25 protein-coding genes and 1 riboswitch are annotated in these 25,860 nt (G+C 73.2%); of the genes, 13 read left to right on the forward strand and 12 right to left on the reverse strand.

Annotated elements, in window-relative coordinates:
* Nucleotides 1-111: 111 nt before the first annotated feature.
* A complete protein-coding gene (locus ABZ576_RS04700) occupies nucleotides 112-1,059 on the reverse strand; it encodes an ROK family protein (protein WP_360736634.1) in 948 nt (315 codons plus the stop codon).
* 142 nt (nucleotides 1,060-1,201) lie between these two features.
* On the opposite strand from ABZ576_RS04700, the gene ABZ576_RS04705 reads away from it, so the two are divergent.
* The 3 genes from ABZ576_RS04705 to otsB all read left to right on the forward strand — a co-directional run bounded on the left by ABZ576_RS04705 (nucleotide 1,202) and on the right by otsB (nucleotide 3,657).
* Nucleotides 1,202-2,455: an extracellular solute-binding protein gene (locus ABZ576_RS04705; RefSeq protein WP_360735768.1), complete on the forward strand. Its 1,254-nt coding sequence runs from the start codon at nucleotides 1,202-1,204 to the stop codon at nucleotides 2,453-2,455.
* 71 nt (nucleotides 2,456-2,526) lie between these two features.
* Nucleotides 2,527-2,751, forward strand: a complete 225-nt coding sequence (locus ABZ576_RS04710) for a DUF3263 domain-containing protein (RefSeq protein WP_360735770.1) — start codon at nucleotides 2,527-2,529, stop codon at nucleotides 2,749-2,751.
* Between the two features lie 72 nt (nucleotides 2,752-2,823).
* Nucleotides 2,824-3,657: a trehalose-phosphatase gene (gene otsB, locus ABZ576_RS04715; RefSeq protein WP_360735772.1), complete on the forward strand. Its 834-nt coding sequence runs from the start codon at nucleotides 2,824-2,826 to the stop codon at nucleotides 3,655-3,657.
* A 58-nt stretch (nucleotides 3,658-3,715) separates the two neighbouring features.
* Here otsB and ABZ576_RS04720 read toward each other — a convergent pair whose 3' ends face one another.
* On the reverse strand, nucleotides 3,716-5,146 hold the full coding sequence (locus ABZ576_RS04720) for a trehalose-6-phosphate synthase (protein ID WP_360735774.1): 1,431 nt from the start codon (nucleotides 5,144-5,146) through the stop codon (nucleotides 3,716-3,718).
* Nucleotides 5,147-5,230: 84 nt separating this feature from the next.
* A complete protein-coding gene (locus ABZ576_RS04725) occupies nucleotides 5,231-6,175 on the reverse strand; it encodes a glucosyl-3-phosphoglycerate synthase (RefSeq protein ID WP_360735776.1) in 945 nt (314 codons plus the stop codon).
* 131 nt (nucleotides 6,176-6,306) lie between these two features.
* Nucleotides 6,307-6,463, forward strand: a riboswitch (SAM riboswitch).
* 17 nt (nucleotides 6,464-6,480) lie between these two features.
* On the opposite strand from ABZ576_RS04725, the gene thrC reads away from it, so the two are divergent.
* The 4 genes from thrC to groL all read left to right on the forward strand — a co-directional run bounded on the left by thrC (nucleotide 6,481) and on the right by groL (nucleotide 10,585).
* Entirely contained in the window at nucleotides 6,481-7,758 is a 1,278-nt protein-coding gene (thrC, locus tag ABZ576_RS04730) for a threonine synthase (protein ID WP_360735778.1), read from the forward strand.
* Nucleotides 7,755-8,030, forward strand: a complete 276-nt coding sequence (locus ABZ576_RS04735) for a MoaD/ThiS family protein (RefSeq protein ID WP_360735780.1) — start codon at nucleotides 7,755-7,757, stop codon at nucleotides 8,028-8,030. Before thrC ends, ABZ576_RS04735 begins: the two co-directional genes overlap by 4 nt.
* Nucleotides 8,031-8,460: 430 nt before the next feature.
* On the forward strand, nucleotides 8,461-8,664 hold the full coding sequence (locus ABZ576_RS04740; RefSeq protein ID WP_004986573.1) for a cold-shock protein: 204 nt from the start codon (nucleotides 8,461-8,463) through the stop codon (nucleotides 8,662-8,664).
* Between the two features lie 298 nt (nucleotides 8,665-8,962).
* Nucleotides 8,963-10,585 carry a chaperonin GroEL gene (groL, locus tag ABZ576_RS04745; protein WP_358640420.1) on the forward strand — a complete coding sequence of 541 codons (1,623 nt, stop codon included), beginning with the start codon at nucleotides 8,963-8,965 and terminating at the stop codon, nucleotides 10,583-10,585.
* Between the two features lie 72 nt (nucleotides 10,586-10,657).
* Here the strand turns inward: groL and ABZ576_RS04750 are convergent, their stop codons facing one another.
* The gene (locus ABZ576_RS04750; RefSeq protein WP_360735782.1) at nucleotides 10,658-11,086 is read right to left on the reverse strand and encodes a VOC family protein; all 429 of its coding nucleotides are present in this window, start codon (nucleotides 11,084-11,086) and stop codon (nucleotides 10,658-10,660) included.
* A gap of 82 nt (nucleotides 11,087-11,168) precedes the next feature.
* Here ABZ576_RS04750 and ABZ576_RS04755 point away from each other — a divergent pair, with 82 nt between their 5' ends.
* From ABZ576_RS04755 to ABZ576_RS04765, 3 genes are all read left to right on the forward strand, one after another.
* Complete coding sequence (locus tag ABZ576_RS04755; RefSeq protein ID WP_360735784.1) at nucleotides 11,169-12,812, forward strand: RICIN domain-containing protein; 1,644 nt, start codon at nucleotides 11,169-11,171, stop codon at nucleotides 12,810-12,812.
* A 144-nt stretch (nucleotides 12,813-12,956) separates the two neighbouring features.
* Nucleotides 12,957-14,081 carry an NADH:flavin oxidoreductase gene (locus ABZ576_RS04760; protein WP_360735786.1) on the forward strand — a complete coding sequence of 375 codons (1,125 nt, stop codon included), beginning with the start codon at nucleotides 12,957-12,959 and terminating at the stop codon, nucleotides 14,079-14,081.
* Between the two features lie 53 nt (nucleotides 14,082-14,134).
* Nucleotides 14,135-15,688 carry a carboxylesterase family protein gene (locus tag ABZ576_RS04765; RefSeq protein WP_360735788.1) on the forward strand — a complete coding sequence of 518 codons (1,554 nt, stop codon included), beginning with the start codon at nucleotides 14,135-14,137 and terminating at the stop codon, nucleotides 15,686-15,688.
* On the opposite strand, the gene ABZ576_RS04770 is transcribed toward ABZ576_RS04765, so the two are convergent.
* The 4 genes from ABZ576_RS04770 to ABZ576_RS04785 form a co-directional block, all read right to left on the reverse strand.
* Nucleotides 15,685-16,257: a hypothetical protein gene (locus tag ABZ576_RS04770; protein WP_360735790.1), complete on the reverse strand. Its 573-nt coding sequence runs from the start codon at nucleotides 16,255-16,257 to the stop codon at nucleotides 15,685-15,687. The genes ABZ576_RS04765 and ABZ576_RS04770 overlap by 4 nt on opposite strands.
* 95 nt (nucleotides 16,258-16,352) lie before the next feature.
* Nucleotides 16,353-17,807 (reverse strand): PTS transporter subunit EIIC, encoded by a 1,455-nt coding sequence (locus ABZ576_RS04775; protein WP_360735792.1) that lies wholly within the window; start codon nucleotides 17,805-17,807, stop codon nucleotides 16,353-16,355.
* Nucleotides 17,808-17,823: 16 nt separating this feature from the next.
* Nucleotides 17,824-18,747, reverse strand: a complete 924-nt coding sequence (gene murQ / locus ABZ576_RS04780) for an N-acetylmuramic acid 6-phosphate etherase (protein ID WP_360735794.1) — start codon at nucleotides 18,745-18,747, stop codon at nucleotides 17,824-17,826.
* A 48-nt stretch (nucleotides 18,748-18,795) separates the two neighbouring features.
* Entirely contained in the window at nucleotides 18,796-19,701 is a 906-nt protein-coding gene (locus ABZ576_RS04785; RefSeq protein WP_360735796.1) for a MurR/RpiR family transcriptional regulator, read from the reverse strand.
* Nucleotides 19,702-19,757: 56 nt separating this feature from the next.
* Between ABZ576_RS04785 and ABZ576_RS04790 the strand changes: the two genes are divergently transcribed.
* A complete protein-coding gene (locus ABZ576_RS04790) occupies nucleotides 19,758-20,141 on the forward strand; it encodes a hypothetical protein (protein WP_360735798.1) in 384 nt (127 codons plus the stop codon).
* Nucleotides 20,138-20,413: a DUF4031 domain-containing protein gene (locus tag ABZ576_RS04795; protein ID WP_360735800.1), complete on the forward strand. Its 276-nt coding sequence runs from the start codon at nucleotides 20,138-20,140 to the stop codon at nucleotides 20,411-20,413. The genes ABZ576_RS04790 and ABZ576_RS04795 overlap by 4 nt, the downstream gene beginning before the upstream one ends.
* Here the strand turns inward: ABZ576_RS04795 and ABZ576_RS04800 are convergent.
* Both ABZ576_RS04800 and ABZ576_RS04805 read right to left on the reverse strand, forming a co-directional pair.
* Nucleotides 20,395-21,486: a GNAT family N-acetyltransferase gene (locus ABZ576_RS04800; protein ID WP_360736637.1), complete on the reverse strand. Its 1,092-nt coding sequence runs from the start codon at nucleotides 21,484-21,486 to the stop codon at nucleotides 20,395-20,397. The two genes, ABZ576_RS04795 and ABZ576_RS04800, sit on opposite strands and share 19 nt — an antisense overlap.
* Nucleotides 21,487-21,521: 35 nt before the next feature.
* The gene (locus ABZ576_RS04805) at nucleotides 21,522-22,166 is read right to left on the reverse strand and encodes a hypothetical protein (protein ID WP_360735802.1); all 645 of its coding nucleotides are present in this window, start codon (nucleotides 22,164-22,166) and stop codon (nucleotides 21,522-21,524) included.
* 193 nt (nucleotides 22,167-22,359) lie between these two features.
* On the opposite strand from ABZ576_RS04805, the gene ABZ576_RS04810 reads away from it, so the two are divergent.
* Entirely contained in the window at nucleotides 22,360-23,076 is a 717-nt protein-coding gene (locus tag ABZ576_RS04810; RefSeq protein ID WP_360735804.1) for a copper homeostasis protein CutC, read from the forward strand.
* A 15-nt stretch (nucleotides 23,077-23,091) separates the two neighbouring features.
* Here ABZ576_RS04810 and ABZ576_RS04815 read toward each other — a convergent pair whose 3' ends face one another.
* Both ABZ576_RS04815 and ABZ576_RS04820 read right to left on the reverse strand, forming a co-directional pair.
* Nucleotides 23,092-23,712: a hypothetical protein gene (locus tag ABZ576_RS04815; RefSeq protein ID WP_360735806.1), complete on the reverse strand. Its 621-nt coding sequence runs from the start codon at nucleotides 23,710-23,712 to the stop codon at nucleotides 23,092-23,094.
* A gap of 135 nt (nucleotides 23,713-23,847) precedes the next feature.
* Nucleotides 23,848-25,815: a UvrD-helicase domain-containing protein gene (locus ABZ576_RS04820; protein WP_360736639.1), complete on the reverse strand. Its 1,968-nt coding sequence runs from the start codon at nucleotides 25,813-25,815 to the stop codon at nucleotides 23,848-23,850.
* Between the last annotated feature and the right edge of the window lie 45 nt (nucleotides 25,816-25,860).

Here is a 25,860-nt window from a genome sequence, read left to right on the forward strand (position 1 = left end):
GCGGGCCGGTGGGGGCCGTGCGCCCGTCGAGGCGGGGCCGGGGGTCCGCACCGCCCCGCTCCTCGCGCGGGGCGCTCCCGCCCGGAGCCTGGATGTCCCGCTCGGTTGCCATCAGGTGCTTACCTCCGGAGTCGTAGGAGTGTCCGTCGTCAACAGATCCCGTGCGATCAGACCCGCACCGAGGCAGCCGGCCGTGTCGCCGAGGGCGGCGGGGACGATGGTGGGCGCTTTCTGGAAGGTGACGCGCCGCCGGACGGCGTCGCGCAGCGGTCGGAACAACACTTCCCCCGCCTCGGCCAGCCCGCCACCGATGATCAGCGTGCGGGGGTCCAGCAGGGTGACCGCCGTGACCAGCCCGTCGGCGAGCGCGTCCACCGCCTCCTGCCACACCCGGACGGCGTTCGGGTCGCCGGACGCGACGGCCCCGGCGCAGTCGGCCGCGTCCGCGTCCGGGTTGCCGCAGGCGGCGGCCCACGCCTCGCTGACGGCGGAGGCGGAGGCGTACCGCTCCAGGCAACCCCGCTGCCCGCAGGGGCAGGCCGAGCCGCCGGGGCGGACGACGATGTGCCCGATCTCGCCGGCGAAGCCGTGCGCGCCGGCCTCGACCCGCCCGTCCAGGCCGATGGCGCCGGCGATCCCGGTGCCCAGCGGTACGAACAGGAACCGGTCCGTGCCCCGGCCCGCGCCGATCCGGCCCTCCGCGAGGCCGCCGGTGCGGACGTCGTGGCCGAGGGCGACGGGCACGCCGAGCCGGTCGGCGAGCAGGGCCCGCAGGGGGACGTCGCGCCAGCCGAGGTTGGCCGCGTAGACGGCGGTGCCGTGCTCCTCGTCGACGATGCCGGGGACCGCGATGCCGGCCGCGGCGGCGGGCTCGCCGTACTGCTCCAGGCCGTGGGCGCGCAGCTCGGCGGCGAAGTCGAGGATGCCCGCGACCACCGCGTCGGGGCCGCGCTCGCGGCCGGTGGCGCGGCGGGCGCGGTGGAGCAGCGCGCCGTCCTCGCCGACGAGGGCGGCCTTCATCCCGGTACCGCCCACGTCCAGGGCGATGACATGTCTCACCACGGGGCCTAGTGTGACCCTCGGACCCGGGAGAGGTCTAGTCCACTCACGTGGTGTAGACCTTATGTGTCCATATGTTGAACGGTCACACAGCAGGGTTGGGGCTTTGAGGGTGCGTCGGCGAACGGCAGGAACGATCGCGGTGGTGTCCGCACTGGGCATGACGGCGGTTCTCGGCGGCTGCGGGAGTACAGGCTCCTCCGACGTGACGCTCAGACTCGTCGCAGCCGACTACGGCGACTCCGCCGCCAACAGCTCCAAGAAGTACTGGGACGCCCTCGTCCGGGAGTACGAGAAGGAGCACCCCGACGTGAAGGTCGAGGTCAGCGTCTACTCCTGGAACGACGTCGACCGCAAGGTCAAGGAGATGGTCGACGCGGGCGACGCCCCCGACATGGCCCAGATCGGCGCCTACGCCGACTACGCCGCCGAGGGCAAGCTCTACGCGGCCTCGGACCTGCTCTCCATCCGCACCCAGGCCGACTTCCTCTCCCAGCTCTCCGACGCGGGCGAGTGGAAGCACACGCAGTACGGCATCCCGTTCGCCGCCTCCACCCGGGTGCTCTTCTACAACAAGACCCTGTTCGCCAAGGCCGGCATCACCCCGCCCACCACCTGGGACCAGCTCGCCGCCGACGCCGAGGCGCTCAAGGACAAGGGGGTCAAGTACCCCTACGCGCTGCCCCTCGGCCCCGAGGAGGCCCAGGCCGAGACCATGCAGTGGCTGCTCAGCGGCGGCAACGGCGGCAGCGGCTACACCGACGACATCGGCACCTACACCATCGACTCCGCGCAGAACATAGCGACCTTCAGCTGGCTCAAGGACGAGCTCGTCGGCAAGGGCCTCACCGGCCCGGTCGCCCCCGGCAAGCTCAACCGCGCCACCGCCTTCGCCGCGTTCGCCGACGGGCAGGTCGGCATGCTCAACGGGCACCCCACGCTGATCCAGCAGGCCGCCAAGAAGGGCGTGAAGTTCGGCATCGTGCCCATGCCGGGCCGCACCGGCAAGGCCAGGGCCTCGATGGGCGTCGCCGACTGGATGATGGGCTTCCGGCAGCACGGCCACGCCGACCAGATCGGCGACTTCCTGGACTTCGTGTACGCGAAGAAGAACGTCCTGTCCTTCTCCCGGCAGTACGGGCTGCTGCCGGTCACCAGCTCCGCCTCCACCGTCATGAGCGCGTCGGACGCGGCCACCGACAAGCCGCTGCACGCCTTCCTCGACCAGCTGCCCACCTCCGAGCTCTACCCCGTCGGCAAGACCTCCTGGGCGGCGGTCAGCGCGGCCGTGAAGAAGAACATCGGCCAGGCGGTCGCCCCCGGCGGCAGCCCCTCCGCCGTCCTGACCCGCCTCCAGTCGACGGCCACGGCGGCCGACAGCACCACCGCGGACTAGGGGCCTGGGGGCCGCCGGGCCCCGCCGGGCCCCCGGACCGGCTGTCGGTGCCCGGCGCTACCGTGGCTGCCATGGAACTGGGCAGCCGTGAAAAGGCCATCCTCGCGCTGGAGCGCCGGGGCTTTCCCGGCGCCGGCGCGAAGGAGCGGGCGATCCGCGAGGAGCTGGGGCTGGCCCCCGTGCGCTACTACCAGCTCCTCAACGCCCTGCTGGACGACGAGCGGGCACTGGCCCACGACCCGGTGACGGTGAACCGGCTGCGGCGGGTCCGGGAGGCACGGCGCGCGGAGCGCTGAGCCACCGGGCCCCGGTCCGTGGCCGACGAGCCGGGGGGAGTGAGCCCGGCCCATGCTGGATAGGGTCGCTGTATGGACCCTCTGCCGACCCCGCGGACCCAGGCCGGACAAGACGGCCTCGCCGCCCTGCTGGCCAAGCCGAGCGCGGCGGTCGTCGGCCTGGACTTCGACGGCACACTGGCCCCGATCGTCGCCGACCCGGAGCAGGCCCGCGCCCACCCCGACGCCGTACCCGCGCTGGCCGCGCTCGCCCCCAGGCTCGCCTCCGTCGCCGTGATCACCGGCCGCCCGGCCGAGGTCGCGGTCGCCTACGGCGGCTTCGCCGGTGTGCCCGGCCTGGAACACCTCACCGTCCTCGGGCACTACGGCGCCGAACGCTGGGAGGCGGCCACCGGCGCGGTCACCGCGCCGCCCCCGCACCCCGGCGTGGCCGCCGTCCGCGCCGAGCTGCCGGGCCTGCTGGAGCGCACGGACGCCGCACGGGGCACGTGGATCGAGGAGAAGGGCCGGGCCGTCGCCGTCCACACCCGCCGCGCCGCCGATCCGCAGGCCGCCTTCGAGGCCCTGCGCGTCCCCCTCGCCGGCCTCGCCACCCGGTACGGACTGATCCTGGAACCCGGCCGCCTGGTCCTGGAACTGCGTCCGCCGGGCATGGACAAGGGCGTGGCCCTGCTGGACCACGCCCGCGCCACCGGTGCCGAGTGCGTCGTCTACGCCGGCGACGACCTGGGCGACCTCCCGGCCTTCGCCGCGATCGACACCCTGCGCGCCGACGGCGTCCCCGGCCTGCTGGTCTGCAGCGGCAGCACGGAGGTCACGGAGCTGGCGGAGCGGGCCGACCTGGTGGTGGACGGCCCCGAGGGAGTCGTGGCCCTGCTGCTGCGGCTGGCGGCCGCCACGGGATGACACGGCGGCCCGGCCGCGGCCGGCCGGAGTCCCTCCGGCGGCCGCGGCCGCCCGGCCGTCACCGCTGCAGTTCCGCCAGCTGGTCCAGGAACCACCGGGCCGGCGGCAGCGCGGTGGCGGCCGCGGCCAGCCTCTTGGACCGCTGCGCCCGCTCGTCCGCCGGCAGGCTCAGCGCCTCGTGCAGCGCCTGTGCCGTGCCCCCGATGTCGTACGGGTTCACAACGAAGGCGTCCTCGCCCAGCTCCTCGTACGCCCCGGCCTCCCGCGACAGCACCAGCGCGCAGCCCTCGTCGGAGACGACCGGGACCTCCTTGGCGACCAGGTTCATGCCGTCCCGGATGGGGTTGACCAGCGCCACGTCGGCCAGCCGGTACGCGGCCAGGGAGCGCGCGAAGTCGTCCTTCACGTGCAGCACCACCGGCGTCCAGCCCGCGGTGCCGTACCGCTCGTTGAGGCCGTCCGCGACCCGCCGCACCTCGGCGGTGTAGTCGCGGTAGACGGCGAGGTCCTGCCGGGAGGGGTAGGCGAACGCCACGTGGACGACCTTCTCCCGCCACTCGGGGTGGTCCTCCAGCAACTGCCCGTACGCCAGCAGCCCGCGCACGATGTTCTTGGACAGCTCGGTGCGGTCCACCCGGACGATCGTCCTGCGCCCCGGGCCGATCTCCTCGCGCAGCGCCGCCATCCGCTCGGCCACGTCCTCCTGGTGCGCCCGCTTGCGCAGGAAGTCCGCGTCCGCGCCCAGCCCGTGCACCCCGATCCGGGTGCCGGAGGGGATGCCGGGGCCGAGCACCGCGTGACAGCAGTCCGTGAACGCGTCCGCCCACCGCTGGGTGAGGAACGCCGCCCGGTCCGCGCCCAGGATGCCGCCGAGCAGCTCGGCGGCGATGTCGTCGGGCAGCACGCGGAAGTAGTCCGGCGGGGCCCAGGGGGTGTGCGAGAAGTGGCCGATGCGCAGGTCGGGGCGGAGCCGGCGGAGCATGCGCGGGGCGAGGGCCAGGTGGTAGTCCTGGATCACCACCGCCGCGCCCTCGGCCGCCTCCTGCGCCAGCGCCTCGGCGAACGCCCGGTTGTACGCCTCGTACGACGCCCACTGCCGCCGGAACTCCGCGTCGAAGACCGGTTCCAGCGGGGTCTGGTACAGCATGTGGTGGACGAACCAGAGCACCGAGTTGGCGATGCCGTTGTACGCCTCGTCGTGCACGGCCGCGTCGATGTCGAGCATCCGCACCCGCTGCCCGCCGGTGTCCGCGGCCGGCAGCAGCCCGCCGCCCGCCCGCCGGACGGCGGCCCGGTCGCCGTCGCCCAGCGCGGCGCACACCCACACCGACTCCGCGTCGGATCCGATGGCGGAGAGCCCGGAGACCACCCCGCCGCCGCCCCGCCGGGCGTGCAGCGAGCCGTCCTCGCTCACCTGATAGGAGACCGGGCCGCGATTCGACGCGACCAGCACCCGAGCCTTGTCAGCAGCACCGTGCGTGGAAGCCATACGCCTCAACCTAGCCCGGTCCGGAAACGCTCAAACGTACGGTCCGTCCGGGACGGTACGGGACGGCGGCCGTATACGGCGCGTTCACGCCACCTTCCGCTCGGCGTACTCCGCGATCTCCAGCATGGGCGGCCGCTCCTCGGTGTCCACCGAGTAGGTGCGGGGTTCGAACCCGTCCTCGCCCCGCTCGAACTGGGTCAGCGCGGGCCGGATCAGATGGCCGCGGGCCAGCCGGAGCTGGGCCGTGCGGTAGATGGCGGCGGCCATCCGGCCCAGCGCCTGCCCGTCCTGGTGCCGGTGCCTGCGCACGCCCACGTCCACCTGGGCCAGCGCGTCCAGGCCGACCAGGTGCAGCGCGTCCACCAGCATGCCCAGCTCCACGCCGTAGCCGACGGGGAACGGCAGCTGCTCCAGCAGCGAGCGGCGGGCCGCGTACTCGCCGCCCAGCGGCTGCACGAAACCGGCGAGCTGCGGCCAGTGCATGTTCAGCAGCGGGCGGGCCATCAGCTCGGTGACCCGGCCGCCCTGGCCCGCCGATCCGGCGAGCGGGCGGTCGTACATCGCCTTGACCAGGTCCACGCCCGGCTCGGTGAGCAGCGGGCCGACGATCCCGGAGACGAAGTCGGAGGAGAACTCCCGCAGGTCGGCGTCGATGAAGCAGACGATGTCCCCGCCGGTCACCAGCAGCGAGCGCCACAGCACCTCGCCCTTGCCGGGGACGGCGGGGATGCGGGGCAGGATCTCGTCGCGGTGGACGACCCGGGCACCGGCGCGGGCGGCGACCTCGGAGGTGCGGTCGGTGGAGCCGGAGTCCACGACCACGACCTCGTCGACGAGCGGCACCCGCTCGACGAGGTCGCGGCGGATGGCTGCGACGATGTCCCCGACCGTCTCCTCCTCGTTGAGCGCGGGCAGCACGACGCTGATCGTCTGGCCCGTGCGCTGCTTGGCGGCGAGTACGCGGGGGAGCGGCCGGTCGGCCACGGACCAGGACCGGGTGGTCAGCCAGCGCTCGACTTCTTCCAGCACAGTCAGCGGCTCCTCACTCTTGTCTCGCGGTACGGACGACTGTCTCAACTGTCCCGGCCGTCGGTTACAGTCTTGAACAACGCCGGTGACCATCGCATGTCGGGGGTCCACGAGCGTCCACAACCGCATACAGCTCATCCAGAGGGGCAGAGGGACACGGCCCGATGAAGCCCCGGCAACCCTCCAGTCGGTTCTCGTAGATCAGCTCTGATCGTTTCCGCGAGGCTCCCGGCTAGGGAAGGTGCCAAATCCGTCTCACGGCGAAGTGCGTCGTGAGGAAGATGAGGAGAAAGGGCCTCGCCTCCATGGCTGTGCAGACAGTTGCCACCACCACCCCCGTCGACCTCGGCCCCGCCGCGGCTCTGAGCTGTCGGGAGTGCGGTCACCGGGTGCCGCTCGGCCCGGTCTTCGCCTGCGAGGAGTGCTTCGGCCCGCTGGAGATCGCCTACGACTTCTCCGCCTACGACACCGAAGAGCTCCGCCGCCGCATCGAGGCCGGCCCCGCCAACATCTGGCGCTACGCGCCGCTGCTGCCGGTCCCGGCGGACGTCGCCGACAAGCCCAACCTGAACCCGGGCTGGACCAAGCTGGTCAAGGCCGACAACCTCGCCGGCGAGCTGGGCGTGACCGGCGGTCTGTACGTCAAGGACGACTCCGGCAACCCGACGCACTCCTTCAAGGACCGCGTGGTCGCCCAGGCGCTGGAAGCCGCCCGCGCCTTCGGCTTCACCACCCTCTCCTGCTCCTCCACCGGCAACCTGGCCGGCGCCGTCGGCGCCGCAGCCGCCCGGGCCGGCTTGCGCTCCTGCGTGTTCATCCCGCACGACCTGGAGCAGGGCAAGGTCGTCATGGCCGCGGTCTACGGCGGCGAGCTGGTCGGCATCGAGGGCAACTACGACGACGTCAACCGCTTCTGCTCCGAACTGATCGGCGACCCGGCCGGCGAGGGCTGGGGCTTCGTCAACGTCAACCTGCGGCCGTACTACGCGGAGGGCTCCAAGACCCTGGCGTACGAGATCTGCGAGCAGCTCGGCTGGCGGCTGCCCGACCAGATCGTCGTCCCGATCGCCTCCGGCTCCCAGCTCACGAAGATCGACAAGGGGCTCCAGGAGCTGATCGGGCTCGGTCTGGTCGAGGACAAGCCGTACAAGATCTTCGGCGCGCAGGCCGCGGGCTGCTCCCCGGTCTCCACCGCCTTCAAGGCCGGGCACGACGTCGTCCGGCCCCAGAAGCCGGACACCATCGCCAAGTCCCTCGCCATCGGCAATCCGGCCGACGGCCCGTACGTCCTGGACATCGCCCGCCGTACCGGCGGTGCCGTGGAGGACGTGACGGACGAGGAGGTCGTGGACGCCATCAAGCTGCTGGCGCGCACGGAGGGCATCTTCGCGGAGACGGCGGGCGGGGTGACCGTCGGCGTCACCCGCAAGCTGCTCGAGGAGGGCCTGCTGGACCCGGCGAAGACCACCGTCGTCCTCAACACCGGCGACGGCCTGAAGACCCTGGACGCGGTGGCCGGGACCGGCCTCACCGCCACCATCCGCCCGACCCTGGACTCCTTCCGAGAGGCTGGCCTCGCATGAGCGTGACCGTCCGCATCCCCACCATCCTGCGCACCTACACCGGTGGCCGGGCCGAGGTCGCCGCCGAGGGCGCGACCCTCGCCGAGGTCATCGCCGACCTGGAGAAGAACCACACCGGGATCGCCGCGCGGGTCCTGGACGACCAGGGCAGGCTGCGCCGGTTCGTGAACGTGTACGTCAACGACGACGACGTCCGTTTCGAGCAGGGCCTGGAAACCGCGACCCCCGACGGTGCCGGCGTCTCCATCATCCCGGCCGTTGCCGGCGGCTGATTATTACCCTCGGTAACCCCGGTTACCGACCGTTCATCGGATTGCCCCCTCCGTGAGAGAAACGGAGGGGGCAATTCAGCGTGATTGAGCGCGGTAGAGTTGGGGAACACGGCCGCGGCCTTCGGGTCGCGGGCCCCGAATTCATGCCGCGTGCCCGACAAGAAGTAGCCAAAGTGTGCGGGTTTTATGCGGCTTTTGTGGCCTTTGTGAGGCCCGAATTGCCCTGAATTCGGATGAATTCTCACCAGATTCCGGACCCCTCGCGTCCAGATTTCTCGTCCGATTGACCTGTTGCAGACGGCAGTTGGACAGATACATTCAGCCGCGGTCGACGCGTTCCGGCGCACGCCCCCGGCCAATGGGGGGTGAGGTCTGACCCGGGTCCGCGAAGTGTGGATCTGTGCAAGGGCCAGTAATAGGGGAGTTAGGCATGGCTCAGGGCACCGTCAAGTGGTTCAACGCGGAGAAGGGGTACGGCTTCATCGCGGTCGACGGTGGTGCGGACGTCTTCGTCCACTACAGCGCCATTCAGATGGACGGCTACCGCACCCTGGAAGAGGGCCAGCGGGTCGAGTTCGAGATCTCGCAGGGCCAGAAGGGCCCGCAGGCCGACATGGTTCGCGTCACCGCCTGAACGTTTCTTGCACGAAGGGCCCGCACCTCGCAGAGGGTGCGGGCCCTTCGCGTGCCCGGGTTCCGGTGTTCGCGGGCGGCTGACGGCACCCGCCTCCACCCGTGGGGCGCTTGCACTCGACCATGCCGAGTGCTAATCATTGCGTTAGCACTCTGAAGGTGAGAGTGACAGTGAAGGACCGGGTCGGTGAGGCCCGTAGGCCGGGTGGGGCAAGGAACCACGAGGCCGGCGAGCCGTCCGTCGCGGGCGCGGGCGCGGTCCGAAGGAATCACCCCCAGTCCTGGAGGGACCACTTCACATGGCCAAGATCATCGCGTTCGACGAGGAGGCGCGGCGCGGCCTCGAGCGCGGCATGAACCAGCTCGCGGACGCCGTGAAGGTGACGCTCGGCCCCAAGGGCCGCAACGTCGTCCTCGAGAAGAAGTGGGGCGCCCCCACGATCACCAACGATGGTGTCTCCATCGCCAAGGAGATCGAGCTCGAGGACCCGTACGAGAAGATCGGCGCCGAGCTGGTCAAGGAAGTCGCCAAGAAGACGGACGACGTCGCCGGCGACGGTACGACCACCGCGACCGTTCTCGCCCAGGCCCTGGTCAAGGAGGGCCTGCGCAACGTCGCCGCCGGTGCCAACCCGATGGCTCTGAAGCGCGGTATCGAGAAGGCCGTCGAGGCCGTCTCCGCCGCCCTGCTGGAGCAGGCGAAGGATGTCGAGACCAAGGAGCAGATCGCTTCCACGGCCTCCATCTCCGCCGCCGACACCCAGATCGGCGAGCTGATCGCCGAGGCCATGGACAAGGTCGGCAAGGAAGGCGTCATCACCGTCGAGGAGAGCAACACCTTCGGCCTGGAGCTCGAGCTCACCGAGGGCATGCGCTTCGACAAGGGCTACATCTCCGCCTACTTCGCGACCGACATGGAGCGCATGGAGGCGGTGCTCGAGGACCCGTACATCCTCATCGCCAACTCCAAGATCTCCTCGGTCAAGGACCTGCTCCCGCTCCTGGAGAAGGTCATGCAGTCGGGCAAGCCGCTGCTGATCATCGCCGAGGACGTCGAGGGCGAGGCCCTGTCGACCCTGGTCGTCAACAAGATCCGCGGCACCTTCAAGTCCGTCGCCGTCAAGGCCCCGGGCTTCGGCGACCGCCGCAAGGCCATGCTCGGCGACATCGCCATCCTCACGGGCGGCGAGGTCATCTCCGAGGAGGTCGGCCTCAAGCTGGAGAACGCGACCCTGGACCTCCTGGGCCGCGCCCGCAAGGTCGTCATCACCAAGGACGAGACCACCATCGTCGACGGTGCCGGCTCCTCCGACCAGGTCAACGGCCGCGTCAACCAGATCCGCGCCGAGATCGAGAACAGCGACTCCGACTACGACCGCGAGAAGCTGCAGGAGCGCCTGGCGAAGCTCGCCGGCGGTGTCGCGGTCATCAAGGCCGGTGCCGCCACCGAGGTGGAGCTCAAGGAGCGCAAGCACCGCATCGAGGACGCCGTCCGCAACGCGAAGGCCGCCGTCGAGGAGGGCATCGTCGCCGGTGGTGGCGTGGCCCTGCTCCAGGCCTCCCAGGTCTTCGAGAAGCTGGAGCTGGAGGGTGACGAGGCGACCGGCGCCAACGCCGTGCGCATCGCCCTGGAGGCCCCGCTGAAGCAGATCGCCGTCAACGCCGGCCTCGAGGGCGGTGTCGTGGTGGAGAAGGTGCGCAACCTGACCCCGGGCCACGGCCTGAACGCCGCGACCGGCGAGTACGTCGACCTGGTCGCCGAGGGCATCATCGACCCGGCGAAGGTGACGCGTTCCGCCCTGCAGAACGCCGCCTCCATCGCCGCGCTGTTCCTCACCACCGAGGCCGTCATCGCCGACAAGCCGGAGAAGGCCGCCGCGCCGGCCGGCGGCGGCATGCCGGGCGGTGACATGGACTTCTGATCGACCTCGAGGTTGATCGCCTGTCCTACGGACCGAGGGCGGTGCCCCCAGCTTCGGCTGGGGGCACCGCCCTCAGTCGATGCAGAACTCGTTGCCCTCGATGTCCAGCATCGGGATGCACGCGTCATTGCCGTCGTACAGCGTCTGCACGTGTACCGCGCCGAGCGGGACCAGCCGCGCGCACTCGGCCTCCAGCGCGGCGAGGCGCTCCTCCCCGACGAGTCCGGTGCCGACCCGCACGTCGAGATGCACCCGGTTCTTGGCGGCCTTCCCCTCGGGGACGCGCTGGAAGTACAGGCGCGGACCCACCCCTGAGGGGTCGACGCAGGCGAACCACGCGTCCTGCTGCTCGGGCGGCTGCGAGCGCTTGAAATCGTCCCACGTGTCGAACCCTTCGGGGGGCGGCGGTACGACGTACCCCAGCACCTCGCACCAGAACCGGGCGAGGCGCTCGGGCTCCGCGCAGTCGAAGGTGACCTGGAATTTCTTGATCGACGTCACCGGTCCACCGTATGGACGTACGCTCCCCGGCGAAACCCCTCGGGCCCGGGCGGGCAGTTCTGGCACTCCTACCATGTGCCGAATGACGAGAGAAGAACACCGGTCCTGGCGCGGAGTGCTGCGTGCGGCCACCTCCACGGCGGCCGGCGCCGTGCTGGTCGCCGGTCTGGTCGTGGGCCTGGGCAGTGGCACCGCCTCCGCCGCCACCGCGATAACCAGTGCCGGTACCGACGGCATGGTCCTGCGGTACGTGACGGGCTACGGCGACGCGATCGACCACCTCGGTGAGAAGAATCCGGCGCTGATCGAGCAGGACCTGACGAAGCTGGCCGGTACCGGCGCGTCCGGCAAGAGCGGGCTGTGTTTCCCGACGCCCTTCCACCCCGGTGTCGACGCCGACGGCTTCTGCTGGAACAACGCGGCCGACGACAGCGGCACCGACGGCTGGGCCCCGCAGGGCTTCTCCGTGCCGCACACGGCCGCCGGTGACGGGGTCTACGGCGGGCACCGGTGGGAGGTGACGTCCTGGCACCACGGCACGGCCAACGATCTCGCCAAGCTCCGTTTCACCAACCGGGACACGGCCACCCCGACCTACTTCGACGTGCTCCTGGTCACGGCCGGCGCCGACGGCACCGTCCAGCCCCAGGACAAGAACCACGCCGACGGTGTGGTCTGGTACGGCGACCGCCTGCTGGTCGCCCACGGGCGCTTCCTCGACGTCTTCGACCTGCACGACCTGAAGTACGACTCGGACAAGCCGAACGGCTTCTCGTACGTCCTGCCGCTGCGCCACACCTACCGGACGACCGCGACGGCCGCCGAGACCGACACGTGCGCGGTGGCCGACGGCCCCGAGCCCTGTCTGAACGGGATCAGCTTCGACCGTGACCACACGGCGCTGACGACGAACGAGTTCCTCGACGGCTCCGGGGGCCGGATCATCCGGTGGGACTTCGACACGGGAACCGGACTGCCCAGGCCCGCCGCCGGCACCGCTCCGGGCGACGCCGTCCCCGCGGCCGCCTGGTCGTCGCCGGTGTGGAAGATGCAGGGCGTCGTGCAGACCGGCGGGACCTTCTACATGAGCGGCAAGTGCCCGTCGACCTTCGACAACAGCTACCGGGAGCCCGCCTGCGTGCACAAGGGCGCGGCCGGCACCGCCCCGTCCGTGCTCACCCAGGTGCCGGACATGGCGCAGAACCTGGACTGGGACGCCTCCACCGGCCGGATCCGGGGTGTGAACGAGGTGGCCCAGTCCACTCAGGACAAGCCCCAGCGGCTGGTGTTCGACTTCGAGCCCACCGCCCGCGACATCACCGCCATGCGGCTGCGGAACGTGAACAGCGGCAGGTGTCTCACGCCGTACGGGGCCAGCCTGAACGACGGTGCGAACGTCGTGCAGTGGGAGTGCAACGGCCACAGCGGTGAGAACTGGTACTGGAACGGCTCGGAGATCCGCAGCTTCCTCAGCAACCGCTGCCTGACCGTCTACGGCGCCAGCACCGCCAACGGCGCGAACGCCGTGCAGTGGGCGTGCAACGGCAGCGCGGCCCAGCGGTGGAGCCGGGTGTCCGGCGCGGGCGGCGGTTCCATGCTGGTCAACGGCAACAGCGGGAAGTGCCTGACGATCTACGGCGCCGGCGCCGGCGACGGCGTCCAGGCTACCCAGTGGAGCTGTGACTCCACCGACCCCGCGCACGCGTGGATCGGCTACACCCCCTGACGCCGTAGGGCGTGCGAGGCGGCCCCGGTGGCCCCGGTATTCCCGGACGGGAATACGGGGGCCGCCTTCCGGTTTTAGTTAAGCGCCTGCAAGAATGCGCACGCACATACCAGCCGGTCGACCCCCCTTTCGAGGAGCCCGCACGTGACCACCACGCCCCCCGCCTCCCGCGCGGCACAGATCCTCTCCCGCCCGATCGCCCTCAACGGCCTTACCGTCCCGAACCGGATCGTGATGGCGCCGATGACGCGGATGTTCTCCCCGGGCGGCATCCCCGGCGAGGACGTGCGCTCGTACTACGCGCGCCGGGCCGCCGCCGGCGTCGGCCTCATCGTCACCGAGGGCACCTACGTGGGCCACGAGTCGGCGGGGCAGAGCGACCGGGTGCCGCGGTTCCACGGGGAGGAGCAGCTGGCGGGCTGGGCGAAGGTCGCCGAGGACGTGCACGCGGCCGGCGGCACCATCGTGCCGCAGCTCTGGCACATCGGCATGGTCCGCAACGAGGGCGACGCGCCCTTCCCCGACGCCCCGGCCGTCGGCCCCTCCGGCATCGCCACCGCGGGCGCCGAGCCCACCGGCAAGGCCATGACGCAGGCGGACCTCGACGCCGTCATCGGCGCGTTCGCCGAGGCCGCGGCCGCCGCCGAGCGCATCGGCTTCGACGGCGTGGAGATCCACGGCGCCCACGGCTACCTCGTCGACCAGTTCCTGTGGGAGGGCACCAACCGGCGTACGGACGCCTACGGCGGCGACCCGGTGTCCCGCACCAGGTTCGCCGCGGAGATCGTCGCCGCGGTCCGCGAGGCGGTCTCGCCCGAGTTCCCGATCCTCTTCCGCTACTCGCAGTGGAAGCAGCAGGACTACACGGCCCGGCTCGCCGAGACCCCCGAGGAGCTGGAGGCCATCCTGACCCCGCTCGCCGCGGCCGGCGTCGACGTCTTCCACGCCTCCACCCGCCGCTACTGGTTGCCCGAGTTCGACGGCTCCGACCTGAACCTGGCGGGCTGGACGAAGAAGCTCACCGGCAAGCAGGTCATCACCGTCGGCTCGGTCGGCCTCGACGGCGACTTCGTCAACGCCTTCCAGGGCGAGGGCTCCCCGGTCAAGGGCATCGACAACCTCCTGGACCGCCTGGAGGCGGAGGAGTTCGACATGGTGGCCGTAGGCCGCGCGCTGCTCCAGGACCCGGAGTGGGCCGCCAAGGTGCTCGCCGACCGCTTCGAGGAGCTGAAGCCGTACGACGCGGCCGCGGTGAAGACGCTGAGCTGACCGGGCACCTGTGACCGCCGTCGTCCGTTGCCCTCATGACCGAAGGAGCGAGCATGACGACGAGCGAGTCCGGGGAGCGGACGGCGAAGACCGCCCCACCCGTGGTGCGCACCGCCTCCGGCGCCGTGCGCGGTCGCCACGAGGACGGCCTGGCGGTCTTCCGGGGCATCCCCTACGCCGAACCCCCGGTCGGCGAGGCCCGGTTCCGGGCACCGCGTCCGGTGCGGCCCTGGGACGGCACGCGCGAGGCGTGCGCCTTCGGGCCCCCGCCCCCGCAGGACCCGGGCGTCCCGGGCGGCGCGGCGGCGCCGCCCGGCCCCGCCGGCGACCACTGGCTGACGGTGAACGTGTGGACGCCCGAGCCGGACCCGGCCGCCGGCCGTCCGGTCATGGTGTGGATCCACGGCGGCTCCTACCGGATGGGCCACGCCGGCCTGCCCGGCTACGACGCGCGGCGGATCGCCCGGGACGGCGACGTCGTCGTGGTCACCCTCAACTACCGGCTCGGCGTGGAGGGCTTCACCCTGCTCGACGGCGCCCCCGCCAACCGCGGCCTGCTGGACCAGGTGGCGGCCCTGGAATGGGTGCAGGCCAACATCGCGGCGTTCGGCGGTGATCCCGGCCGCGTCACCGTGTTCGGCGAGTCGGCCGGGGCGGGCTCGGTGGCCTCGCTGCTGGCCATGCCGGCGGCCCGCGGCCTGTTCCGGCGGGCGGTGGCCCAGAGCGTGCCCGGCACGTTCTTCTCCGCCCCGCTGGCGCGCGACATCGCGGCGGCGCTGGCGGCGGAGGCGGGCCTTGAACCCACGGCGGCGGACCTGGCCGCCGTCGACCCCGGCCGGCTGGCGGAGGCGGGCCGGGCGCTGAGCGCCAAGATGCCGCGGTACACCGGCCGCTGGGGCCAGGCGGCACCGGCCGGCAGCCCCTTCTCCCCGGTCGTCGACGGCGAGGTGCTGCCCACCACCCCCTGGCGGGCCCTCGCGGCGGGCGCGGCCCGCGACGTGGACCTCCTGGTCGGCCACAACCGCGACGAGTTCCGTCTCTTCATGGCCATGGGCGGCATGCTCGGCACGGTCACGGACGAGCAGCTGACGCGGACCCTGCGGCTGCTGGCCCCGGGCGGCGAGGCGGGCGAGCGCGCCTACCGCGCGGCCCACCCGGACGCCTCACCGTCCGAGCTGTTCGAACGCGTCCAGACGGACTGGCTGTTCGCGGTACCGACCCTGCGTCTGGCCGAGGCCCAGCTGGCCGGCGGCGGTGGCGCCCACGTCTACCGGCTGACCTGGCCGGCCCCGGGCGGCGGCGGCGTGCTGGGCGCCTGCCATGTCCTGGACGTCGCCCTGCTCTTCGGCACGTACCGCTCCGTCCTGGGCGGTCTGCTCTTCGCCGACGCGGACGTCCCGGCCGAGGCGGAGGAGCTGTCGGCCGCCTTCCGCCGCTCCTGGACGTCCTTCGCCCGGACGGGAGACCCGGGCTGGCCGGCGTACGGCACCGGGGAGCGTCCGGTGCGGACGTTCGACGCGCGGCCGGTGGTCGCGCCCCGCCCGGCGGAGCCCACCGGACACCTGTGGGAGGGGTACGAGGTCCCGGCCCTGCCGCTGCTCGCCTAGAGGTTGCCCAGCGGCTCGATGTCGACCCGTACGGGCGTCCCCCAGACCCGCAGCACCTCGTAGTCGGTGAACTCGTGCACCAGCCGGTAGGCCATGGCGGGCCGGGAGCCGCGCCGTTGCGCGGCGAGGTAGGCCTCGGCCTCGCGCCGGTCCCTCCGCGGCGTCCCGCACAGCTGCCACTCCTGCCCGTTCCACAGCTCCGGCAGCCACCGCTGCTGGGGCTGGGGCCGGTCACCGCGCACCCCGTACCGGGAGGGGGCGGTGGGAACCGGCTCGCCCGGCCGGGGCCTGCTGCCCTGGAACTCCGACCGCCGGGCCGCCCGGCGCCGGGTCTCGCACAGCAGGCACAGGTCGGGCGCGCTCTCGTCCACGGGGCCCTGCGGGTGCTCGGGGCAGCGGGTGGCGGGCGCGCCGGTGGTGACGCTCTCGTCCAGCAGATCGACGGCCCGCCGCAGATCGTCCCTGATCTCGTGCAGCCGGGCGTCCGGGGTGTCGACGGTCAGCGCCTCCCCGTGCTCCCCGAGCAGCCGAAGAGCCCGTCCCAGGGCGGTGAGCTGGGCATGGTTCATCTCGATCGGTCCCTCCTCACCCTCCATGGTGCCCTGCCGGGCGGGGGCGGGGGACGCGCGGGCCCCTGGCGCCCGGCCGCACCGCAAGCGGTGTGTCACGCGGGCGGACTGCCCCCGGGGCGGCGGGCGAAGCCGAACAGGTACGTCGCCGCGAACCCCACCGCGTACCCGGTGAGCAGTCCGCCGCCGTACACGGCCGCCGCCGGGCCGGGGCCTCGGTCGCCGGCCAGCAGGGGGAACAGGGCCCAGCCCGACGGGCCGATGGCCGTCGCGCCCACCTTGGTGCCCAGCATGGCGAAGAAGCCGACGAACGCGCCGCCCGCCGCACCGCCCGCGCAGGCGGTCAGGAACGGGCGGCCGAGGGGGAGCGAGACGCCGTAGATCAGGGGTTCGCCGACGCCCAGCAGGCCGGCCGGGAGGGCCGAGCGGATCGTGCTGCGCAGCGGGACGTCGTGCCGGAGCCGGACGTAGACCGCGAGGGCCGCGCCGACCTGGCCCGCACCCGCCATGGCCAGCAGCGGCAGCAGGACGGTGTAGCCCTGCTGGTCGATCAGGGTGGCGTGCAGCGGGATCAGGGCCTGGTGCAGGCCGAGCATGACCAGCGGCAGGAAGAGGCCGCCGAGGACCAGTCCGGCCACCGGCCCGGTGGTCGCGAGCAGCCAGTTCGCCGCCGTGCCGATCGCCGTCGCCACCGCGCCGGCCGCGTACATCAGGCCGTACAGCGTCACCAGGCCGGGGACCAGCACCGTGAGCGTGGGGGTGAGCAGGACGTCGAGCGCCCCGGGCACGCGGCCCCGGCACCACTTCTCCACCCGGGTCGCCAGCAGCGCCGCCGCGAGGGCGCCGAGCACCCCGCCCTGCCCGGGTGCCAGGTGCACCCCGAAAGCCGTCACCTTCGCCACGCCCGGGTGGACGACGACCGCCGCGACCGCGCCGCCCAGCACGGGCGTGCCGCCGAACTCCTTCGCCGTGCCGTAACCGACGAACACCGCGATCAGCGCCATGAAGGCGGAGGCGATCGCGGTGAGGGCCACGGTCAGGCCGGGCAGCAGCCCGGCGTTGACCAGCAGCCCGTTCAGGCCGGCGAGGATCCCGCAGCCGATCAGGGCCGGGATGAGCGGGACGAAGACGTTCGCGACCCGGCGCAGGGCGGTCTTGGCCGGGGTGGCGTTGCGCCGCCGCAGCCGCTCCTTCAGCCGCTCACCCGCCTCCGCGCCGGTGAGCGGCTGCCCGTCCGGGCGGGCTGCGGTGCCGGGCGGCCGGTCGCCGGGGCCGGTGGAGCCGCCGGGCGGCGGGTGCGGCAGCAGCGCCTCCACCGCCGCCGTGACCGCGTCGACCGCTCCGGGGCCGAGCACGACCTGCCAGGCGGCGCCGGCGGTCACCACGCCCAGCACCCCGGGTACGGCCCGCAGGGCCTCCTCGTCCCCGGCCGCCGGGTCGGCGAGGGTCAGTCTGAGCCGGGTCAGGCAGTGGGCCGCGGAGGTGACGTTGGCCGGGCCGCCGACCCGGGCGAGGACGGCGGCCGCGGTGGCGGCGGGGTCGTTGCGCACGCCCCGAGCGTGCGGGTCAGTGGGGGGCGTGTGCCAGCGCGGCGCGCAGATGGCCGCCGGACTCCTCCAGAAGGCGGGCGGCCGTCGGGCCGTCGACACCGGCCAGCAGGACCAGGATCGCCTGCTTCACCTCGCCGCCGGTCTCCGTGAGTGCCTTCTCGATCTCGGTGTCCCCCGCCCCCGTGGCCTGCGCGACGATCCGGTGCGAGCGGGCCCGGAGCTTGTCGTTGGAGGCGCGCACGTCGACCATCAGGTTCCCGTACGTCTTGCCGAGCCGGATCATCGTGATCGTCGACAGCATGTTCAGCACCAGCTTCTGGGCCGTGCCCGCCTTCAGCCGGGTGGAGCCGGTGATCAGCTCCGGGCCCACGACGACCTCGATGCCGTGCTCGGCGGCGGCCCCGAGCGCGCTGTGCGCGTTGCAGGCCAGGCCGACGGTCAGGGCGCCGAGGGCGCGGGCGTGCGCCACGGCGCCGACGGCGTAGGGGGTGCGGCCGGAGGCGGAGACGCCGACAACGCTGTCGTCGGGCGTCAGTTTCAGCGCGTCGAGGTCCCGGCGGGCCAGCTCCTCGGAGTCCTCCGCGCCCTCCACGGAGGTGACCATGGCCGGGGGGCCGCCCGCGATCAGGCCGACGACCTGCTCGGGGTCGGTGTTGAAGGTGGGCGGGCACTCGGAGGCGTCCAGCACGCCCAGCCGCCCGGCGGTACCGGCGCCGGCGTAGACGAGCCGCCCGCCGCGGGCCATGCGTGCGGCGACGGCGTCGATGGCGGCGGCGATCCTGGGCAGCTGACCGGCGACGGCCGCGGGCACGCCCGCGTCCTCCCCGTTCATCAGCCGGGCGATGTCGAGGGTGGGCAGCCGGTCGATGCCGGCGAGTTCGGGCCGGAATGCCTCGGTGGTCAGGGAGGCCAACTGGCTGCGGAGGTCATGAGAGGTCATCGGGGGGCGGCTCTTTCCGGTGGGGGGCTTTGCTGTTCCCTGATGTGTCTAACGCGGACCGCTCCGGTGACGGTGCGCCAGCGCCTCGTAGGACGCGGCGAGCGCCGGCGCCGCGGTCTCGTACGTCCGCTGCGCCACCCCCACGAACAGGCAGTCCACCACCAGCAGCTGACTGGTGCGGGAGGACATCGCGGCCGGCCGCAGCTCCGTCTCGCGCGAGGTGGACGTGGTCAGCACGTGGTCGGCGTACTGCGTCACGGGCGAGTCGGGCCGCCCGGTGATCGCGACGGTGGTCGCCCCGTGCTCGAAGGCGGCCCGGAGCGGTTCGATGACGTCCCCCGTCGACCCGGAGTGGGTGATCGCGATCGCCACGTCACCCGAGCGGAGCTGTACCGCGTTGGTCACCGCGAGGTGCGGGTCGCTGTGCGCGTGGGCTATGAGCCCTATCCGCAGCAGCTTCTGGGTGAGGTCCTGGGCGACCAGCCCGGAGGCCCCTATGCCGTACACGTCGGTGCGCCGGGCGGTGGCCAGCGCGGCGACGGCCGCGTCCAGCTGGACGGTGTCGAGTCCGGCGGCCGTGTCGGCGAGCGTCTGCTGCTCCTCGTAGGCCAGCTTGGCGACGACGTCGGCGATGGGGTCGTCCACCGCGATGTCGGTGGTGATCGCGGGTGCGCGTCCGGACTGCTGCTGGGCGGCGAGGCCGGCGAGGGCCAGGCGCAGGTCGCGGTAGCCCGGGTAGCCGAGCAGCCGGGCGGTGCGGACCACGGTGGCCTCGCTGGTGCCGGTGAGTTCGGCGAGTCCGGTGACCGTGAGGGCGGCGCAGCCGGCCGGGTCGCCCGCGACGGCCTCGGCGACGCGCTGCATGGAGCGGGTCATGGACGGGGCGAGGGTGCGCACCTTGGCGGCGAGCGAGCCGCCCGGACCGCCGAAACTTTCCTTCACGTCCTGGGTCACTCATGAAAGATATTTTCGGTTCGGTGTCGCGGTCAAGAGTGCGCACAATAGGGGGCATGGACCCCATCAGCCCCCTGGAACAGGCGCTGCACGCGGCCCGCGCCCTGGTGCTCGCCGATCTGGTCGCGGGCGAGGTCGCCGAGGCGGACGTGGTCTCCCTGGTGGAGGATTCCATCGTGCAGCGGCGCTGGTGGGTCGAGCAGTGGCCGGACGGCGTCGCCTACCTGCCCGGGCTGGTCGCCCAGGACGTGCAGGACGCGCTGCTGGACCGGTACGGCCGCTGGCCGCTGTGCCCGGTGTGCGGCACCGGCGACCCGCACGCGCTGGACGTGGAGCCCGAACTGGGCCCCGACCCGCACTGGGTGTGCCACAAGGCGGGGGTGAAGGTCGCGTCGGTGGGTGCGCTGGGGGCGGCCACGGGCGGGACGACCTCGTCGTGACCCTGTACATCGACCCGCCCACCTGGCCCGGCCACGGCCGTCTGTGGTCGCACCTGGTGAGCGATGTCTCCTACGACGAACTGCACCTGTTCGCCGCCGGGTTGGGCGTGCCCCGCCGGGCCTTCGACGGTGACCACTACGACCTCCCGTCCCACCGGTACGCGGACGCGGTGGCGGCCGGGGCGGTGCAGGTCAGCAGCCGCGAGGTGGTGCGGCTGCTGCACTCCTCCGGTCTGCGCCGGCCCAAGCGCCGTCAGGCGCGGCGCACGTAGAGCAGCAGCCCGCCGTCCGTGCCGGGTCCGTCCTGGGCGGCCCGCTCCTCCTCCACCGTCGCCCGGACGAAGCCCGCCCGCTCCACCACGCGCCGGGAGGCCTCGTTGTCCCGCTCGATCACGGTGATGACCGTGTCGACGTCGTCGCGGTCCAGGGCCCAGGCGGTCAGGGCGCGCAGCGCCTCGGTCGCGTAGCCGTGGCCGCGGGCGGAGCGGACCAGGTCGTAGCCGATCTCGACCCGGCGCTCCTCCTCCGGGGCGCCGTGGAAGCCGATGCCGCCGACCGCCCGGCCGTCCTCGGCCCGGACGAGGGCGAAGACGCCGAACTCCGGCCGGTGCAGGCCGGCTTCATAGGCCTTCATCAGGTGGGAGCAGGCCTCCCGGGTGCCCTCGTACGGGCCGTCCTCCAGCCAGTCGAAGCCGCCCGTGCCGCCCAGGCGCAGATCGTCGGCGGCGGCCGGGCGGATGCCGGTGAGGGTGAGGCGTTCCGCGGGGATGACGAGGTTGTTGTACCAGGTCCAGTCGGTCACCGGGGCGCGGCCGGGCAGCTCGCCGCGGCCGGTCGCCCACAGCAGGGTCGGCCAGGGCGAGGGGCCGGGCCGGACGTGCGGGAAGAGCCGGGTGAGGACGGACTCCACGAGGTCGGCGGGCGGCTCGTAGGCGATGCCGAGACCGCGGGCGATGTCGTGGGTGTGCAGCACCGTCTCGGCGACGCCCATCGCGGCGAAGCCCTCGCGGTCGGCACTGCGGAAGGGGGCCGGGTGGAAGGCGCGCGCGCCGGGCGGGGTGGTGCGCAGGGCGGCGGCCAGCAGGGCGCCGGTGGCCTCGATCACCTGGAGCAGGCCGGCGTTGTCGGTGCCCTCGGGGAGGGTGATGCGCAGCGGCAGCCGGTCCTGGGCGAGGCCGGCGAGGCGGCTGGCGTACGCGGCGAAGTCCTCGGCGATGTGGAACGCCGTGGTGCGGCAGCTCCATTCCAGGCCGTGGGCCCGCACCGCCTCCCAGTCGCGGTCCAGGGCCGTGCGCAGCGCCGCCGTGCAGCCCGCGACGGCCGCCTCCACCTGGTCCCCGCCCATCGTTCGCATGCCCGCACAGTACGGCGGTGCCGTCGTCAGGTCGACAGCATTTCCAGCTCTCCGGCGAGGTTGTAGCGCGCGGTGGCCTCCCAGTGCTCCCGGCCGTACGGGGTCCGGAACAGCCGGGGCAGCTCCAGGAGTTGGCGCAGGATTGCCGAGCGGCCTGCGCGGAAGGCGTCGTTCGGCACGAAGTGGTACTCCTCGCGGACCTCGGCGGTGTAGGCGGCGTACGCCGACGGGGGCGCGGCCAGGACCGCGAGGTCGGCGTCGCACAGCACCTGGCCGTCGCGGTCGTCGTCGGCCGGGTCGTGCGTGACGGTGAGCCGCACCAGCCGGGCCACCTCCGCGGTCTTCGCCCCGGTCAGGCCGGCCTCCGGCAGCGCGCGCTCGGCGAGCCGCGCCGACCGCTCCTCGTTCTCGCTCCGCTCCGGGAGGTAGACGGCGTCGTGGAACCAGGCGGCCAGGCGGACCACGTCCGGGTCGGCCGCGTACGCCTGGAGGACGTCGACGTGGTCGAGGACGGCGGTGAGGTGGGCCACCGTGTGGTAGCGGCGCTGCGGCTCCTGCCAGCGGGCCAGCAGGTTGTCGGCGTAGGGCGCGGGGTCCGGGCCGCCGCCGGGGGCGCGGGCCGCCTCCAGGGCGCGGGCGAAGCGGAGGCGCAGGGCGTCGAGGTCGGCCATGGCGTCCATTCTTCCCGACGGCGGCCCGCGCGGGGGCCGCGGCCGCCGTACGGCCGCGGTGCGCGCCGCGCCGGAGGAACGGACGTCTTCGGGCGAGTGGACCGGATGGGCTCCCGGACCGGCGTACTCTTGAATTGGACTAGACCTGTAGTCCTGTGTAGTCGCCTGTGTAGTCGCCGAGGAATGGGGTGCCATGAGCAAGCGTGCAGTCCTGGAGGTGATCGCGCTCGACGTCGCGGACGCGGTCGCCGCCCAGGCCGGAGGCGCGGACCGGCTGGAGCTGGTCACCGAGATCGCGGCCGACGGGCTCACCCCCTCGCCCGCCACCGTCGCCGCGATCCGCGCCGCCGTCGACATCGACCTGCGCGTGATGGTCCGCCTCGCGGACGGGTTCGCGGCCGGTGACCCGGACCGGCTGGCCGGCGTGGCCGCCGAGCTGCGGGGGGCCGGCGCCGACCAGTTCGTGCTCGGCTTCCTCGCCCCGGACGGCGGGGCGGACCTGGCCGCGGTGGAGCGGGTCGTCGACGCCCTCGGCGGTGCCCGGTGGACCTTCCACCGGGCGATCGACCGGGCCGCCGACCGGGACGCCCTGCGCAAGCAGCTCGCCGACCTGCCCGGCCTGGACACCTACCTCACCGCCGGTTCCGCGGCCGGCGTGGACGACGGCCTGCCCACCCTGCTCGCCGAGGCCGCCCGCGGCGGCGAGCCCGGGTACGAGCAGCAGATCCTGGTCGGCGGCGGACTGCGCCTCGACCACGTGCCGCGCCTGCGGGCCGGCGGGCTCGAGGCGTTCCACATCGGCGGGGCGGCCCGCCCCGACGGCTGGGAGGGGCCGGTCTCGGCCGAGGCGGTCGCCCGGTGGCGCACGGCCCTGGACGGCGACCCCGGTCAGGAGACCGGCCCGGCCTGATCGACGAGACGCCCCCTAGTTCTCCACCGGGTGCAGGCACAGCGTGGTCCGGCCGTTCACGCTGTACTCCAGGCGGGCCATGTAGTCCCCGGTCGCGCAGTAGCCGTTCCTCGGTTCGGTGACGAGGAACTGGGCGTCCTCGGAGTCGCAGGGCACGTTCCTGAGGTCCTGGTTGGTCCAGTCGCCGTCGTTGTGCGCGCACGCCCCGACCGCCAGCGGGGCGAAGTTCTTCCTGTGGTGGTAGTGGACGCCGCTCCCCTCGGTCGACCCGCCGGCGAGCAGGAGCACGGGAACGGCGATCAGCGGCGCGACGAGCACGCCCAGCGGGACCAGCGCGACCAGGCCGGCCGGCCGCCGCAGCACCGGGCGGCCCGGGTCCAGCGGCGGGCGCCAGGCGGCCGTGGCCGGCGCCGGCAGCCTGCGGATCCGGGCCAGGGCGCCGAGGTTGACCAGCAGGGTGACCGGGGTGACGAGCATCGACAGCGGACCCCACCAGCCCCGCACCAGGGTGTCCGCCTGCATCTGCCGGAAGACGGCCAGCCCGCAGGTGCGGCACAGCACGGCCCGCCGCCGCAGGAACCGCATGAGCACCACCATGCCCTGGTGCCCGCGCACGGTCACCGGCGCGGCGGGCATCGCCCCGCACGTCTCGCACCCGGGTCCGGAAGCCGGCGGGTACGGCGCGGGGCCCGGCTGGTACGGGTACGCGGGGTGCGGATACGGCGTGCTCAACGGTGGCCTCTCGAAGGGGACATGCCGAACGGCAGCACCCTACTCGGCCAGCTGTGCGGGCAGCGGCGCCGCGTGCGTCACGATCAGCCCCGACACCGCCCGGGTCAGCGCCACGTACAGCCGGCGCAGGCCCGTCCGCTCGTCCGGCTCGCCGTCCACCACGGCCCGCGGCTCGTCCAGGACCACGTAGTCGTACTCCAGGCCCTTGGCCAGCGAGGCCGGGACCAGGGTCAGCCGGGTCTCGCGGGTGGTCTCCTCACCGGGCGCCAGGTACGGCAGTCCGGCCGCCGCCAGCGCCTCGGCGAGCGCCGGCACGCGGGCGTCGGCGGCGATCAGACCGGTCGAGCCCTCGTTGCGCAGCGACTCGGCGCACGCGGCGACGACGTCCGCCGTCCCCGTGACCGGACGGACCTCGAAGAACCCGGGGTTCTCCCGGACCGAGGCCACCGGCGTCAGGCCGGGCGCGATGTGCGGCAGCAGCCGGGACGCGTACGCGATGACGTCCGTCGGCACGCGGAAACCGGCCGTCAGCTCCTCGATCACCCCGTCCGCCTTGCCGAGGTGCCCGAGCGCCTCCGCCCAGCTGCGGGTCGCCCACGGGGTCGTGCCCTGCGCCAGGTCGCCCAGCACGGTCGCGCTGCCGGTGGTGCAGCGGCGGCCGACGGCCCGGTACTGCATCGGCGACAGGTCCTGCGCCTCGTCCAGGACGACGTGCCCGAGGGAGTGGGTGCGCTGGATCAGGTCGGCGGCCTCGTCGATCAGCACGGCGTCCGCCGGCGACCACTTCGCCGACTTCACGCTGCGCACCGGCTTCGCCCACAGGATCGTCTTGCGCTCGTCCTCGTCCAGGATCCCTGCGGCGTGCTCGGCCAGGAACTCGGCGTCGGTCAGCAGCCGCAGCACGAGCTTCGCCGGGTCCACGGCCGGCCAGACCGCCTTCACGGCCGCCTTCACCGCGCTGCTGCGGGCGACCGCGTCCTGCACCCGGTCGTCCGGGGCCTCCCCGGCCCGCTCCATCTGCACCAGCACCGCGTGCGCGATCCGCTGCGGCAGGGCCTCGCGGGCGGCGCCGTAACGGATGTCCCGGGCCAGCAACTCGGCGACGATCTCCTCCAGTTCGTACGCCGGCACCCGCCAGCGCCGCGAACCGCGCACCACCACGACCGGTTCCGTCGGCGGCGTCACGTGGGAGTACAGGGCCCGGCGCAGCACCTCGGCCATCCGGGCGTCGCCCTTGACCACGGCGGCGGGCGCGTCGTCCGTGCCGCGCACCTCCACCCGCGCGACCAGGTCGTCCACGGTGGCCTGCTGCACGGTCAGTTCGCCGAGCGCGGGCAGGACCTGCTCGATGTAGTGCAGGAAGGACCGGTTCGGTCCGATGACCAGGGTGCCGGTGCGGGCGAGCCGCTCGCGGTGGGCGTAGAGGAGGTACGCGACCCGGTGCAGGCCGACGGCCGTCTTCCCGGTCCCCGGCCCGCCCTGCACACAGACCGTGCCGCCCAGCCCGCTGCGCACGATCTCGTCCTGCTCGGGCTGGATGGTGGCGACGATGTCCCGCATAGGGCCGACGCGCGGCCGCTCGATCTCCTGCTGGAGCAGTCTGCTGGCGGCCGCCGTCTCGGCCGGGTCGGACAGGTGCTCGTCCTCGTAGGCGGTCAGGTCGCCGCCGGTGTAGCCGAAGCGGCGGCGCAGCCCGATGTCCATGGGGTCCTTCCGGGACGCCCGGTAGAACGGCTGCGAGACCGGCGCGCGCCAGTCGATGACCATGGGGTCGCCGTCGGCGTCGTGCACGTGCCGGCGGCCGATGTAGAAGCGCTCCCCGCCCGCACCCTCGGCCTGTTCCGCGCCGGGGGCGTGCAGGTAGTCGAGCCGGCCGAAGAACAGGGGGGTGTCGCTGAGGTCTGCCAGCGCCTTGACGCGCTCGTCGATCTGCCGGGAGAGCACCGCGGCGTTGACCCAGTTCGCCGTGACATCTCTGATGTCCAGCGCCTCCACGTCCTCCCGCATGGCGCGCAGGGCGGAACGGGACGCGGCGAGGTGGGAGCGCTCTCG

The organism is Streptomyces sp. NPDC013455, assembly GCF_040632975.1.
Taxonomy (GTDB): domain Bacteria; phylum Actinomycetota; class Actinomycetes; order Streptomycetales; family Streptomycetaceae; genus Streptomyces.

Excerpts from the sequence above, each read along its gene's own strand:
- ABZ576_RS04710 (WP_360735770.1), top strand. The coding sequence starts at position 2,527 with ATGGAACTGGGCAGCCGTGAAAAGGCCATCCTCGCGCTGGAGCGCCGG.
- otsB (WP_360735772.1), top strand. The coding sequence starts at position 2,824 with ATGGACCCTCTGCCGACCCCGCGGACCCAGGCCGGACAAGACGGCCTC.
- ABZ576_RS04720 (WP_360735774.1), bottom strand. The coding sequence starts at position 5,146 with ATGGCTTCCACGCACGGTGCTGCTGACAAGGCTCGGGTGCTGGTCGCG.
- thrC (WP_360735778.1), top strand. The coding sequence starts at position 6,481 with ATGGCTGTGCAGACAGTTGCCACCACCACCCCCGTCGACCTCGGCCCC.
- ABZ576_RS04735 (WP_360735780.1), top strand. The coding sequence starts at position 7,755 with ATGAGCGTGACCGTCCGCATCCCCACCATCCTGCGCACCTACACCGGT.
- ABZ576_RS04740 (WP_004986573.1), top strand. The coding sequence starts at position 8,461 with ATGGCTCAGGGCACCGTCAAGTGGTTCAACGCGGAGAAGGGGTACGGC.
- groL (WP_358640420.1), top strand. The coding sequence starts at position 8,963 with ATGGCCAAGATCATCGCGTTCGACGAGGAGGCGCGGCGCGGCCTCGAG.
- ABZ576_RS04755 (WP_360735784.1), top strand. The coding sequence starts at position 11,169 with ATGACGAGAGAAGAACACCGGTCCTGGCGCGGAGTGCTGCGTGCGGCC.
- ABZ576_RS04765 (WP_360735788.1), top strand. The coding sequence starts at position 14,135 with ATGACGACGAGCGAGTCCGGGGAGCGGACGGCGAAGACCGCCCCACCC.
- ABZ576_RS04770 (WP_360735790.1), bottom strand. The coding sequence starts at position 16,257 with ATGAACCATGCCCAGCTCACCGCCCTGGGACGGGCTCTTCGGCTGCTC.
- murQ (WP_360735794.1), bottom strand. The coding sequence starts at position 18,747 with ATGACCTCTCATGACCTCCGCAGCCAGTTGGCCTCCCTGACCACCGAG.
- ABZ576_RS04790 (WP_360735798.1), top strand. The coding sequence starts at position 19,758 with ATGGACCCCATCAGCCCCCTGGAACAGGCGCTGCACGCGGCCCGCGCC.
- ABZ576_RS04800 (WP_360736637.1), bottom strand. The coding sequence starts at position 21,486 with ATGGGCGGGGACCAGGTGGAGGCGGCCGTCGCGGGCTGCACGGCGGCG.
- ABZ576_RS04805 (WP_360735802.1), bottom strand. The coding sequence starts at position 22,166 with ATGGCCGACCTCGACGCCCTGCGCCTCCGCTTCGCCCGCGCCCTGGAG.
- ABZ576_RS04810 (WP_360735804.1), top strand. The coding sequence starts at position 22,360 with ATGAGCAAGCGTGCAGTCCTGGAGGTGATCGCGCTCGACGTCGCGGAC.
- ABZ576_RS04815 (WP_360735806.1), bottom strand. The coding sequence starts at position 23,712 with ATGCCCGCCGCGCCGGTGACCGTGCGCGGGCACCAGGGCATGGTGGTG.
- ABZ576_RS04820 (WP_360736639.1), bottom strand. The coding sequence starts at position 25,815 with ATGCGGGAGGACGTGGAGGCGCTGGACATCAGAGATGTCACGGCGAAC.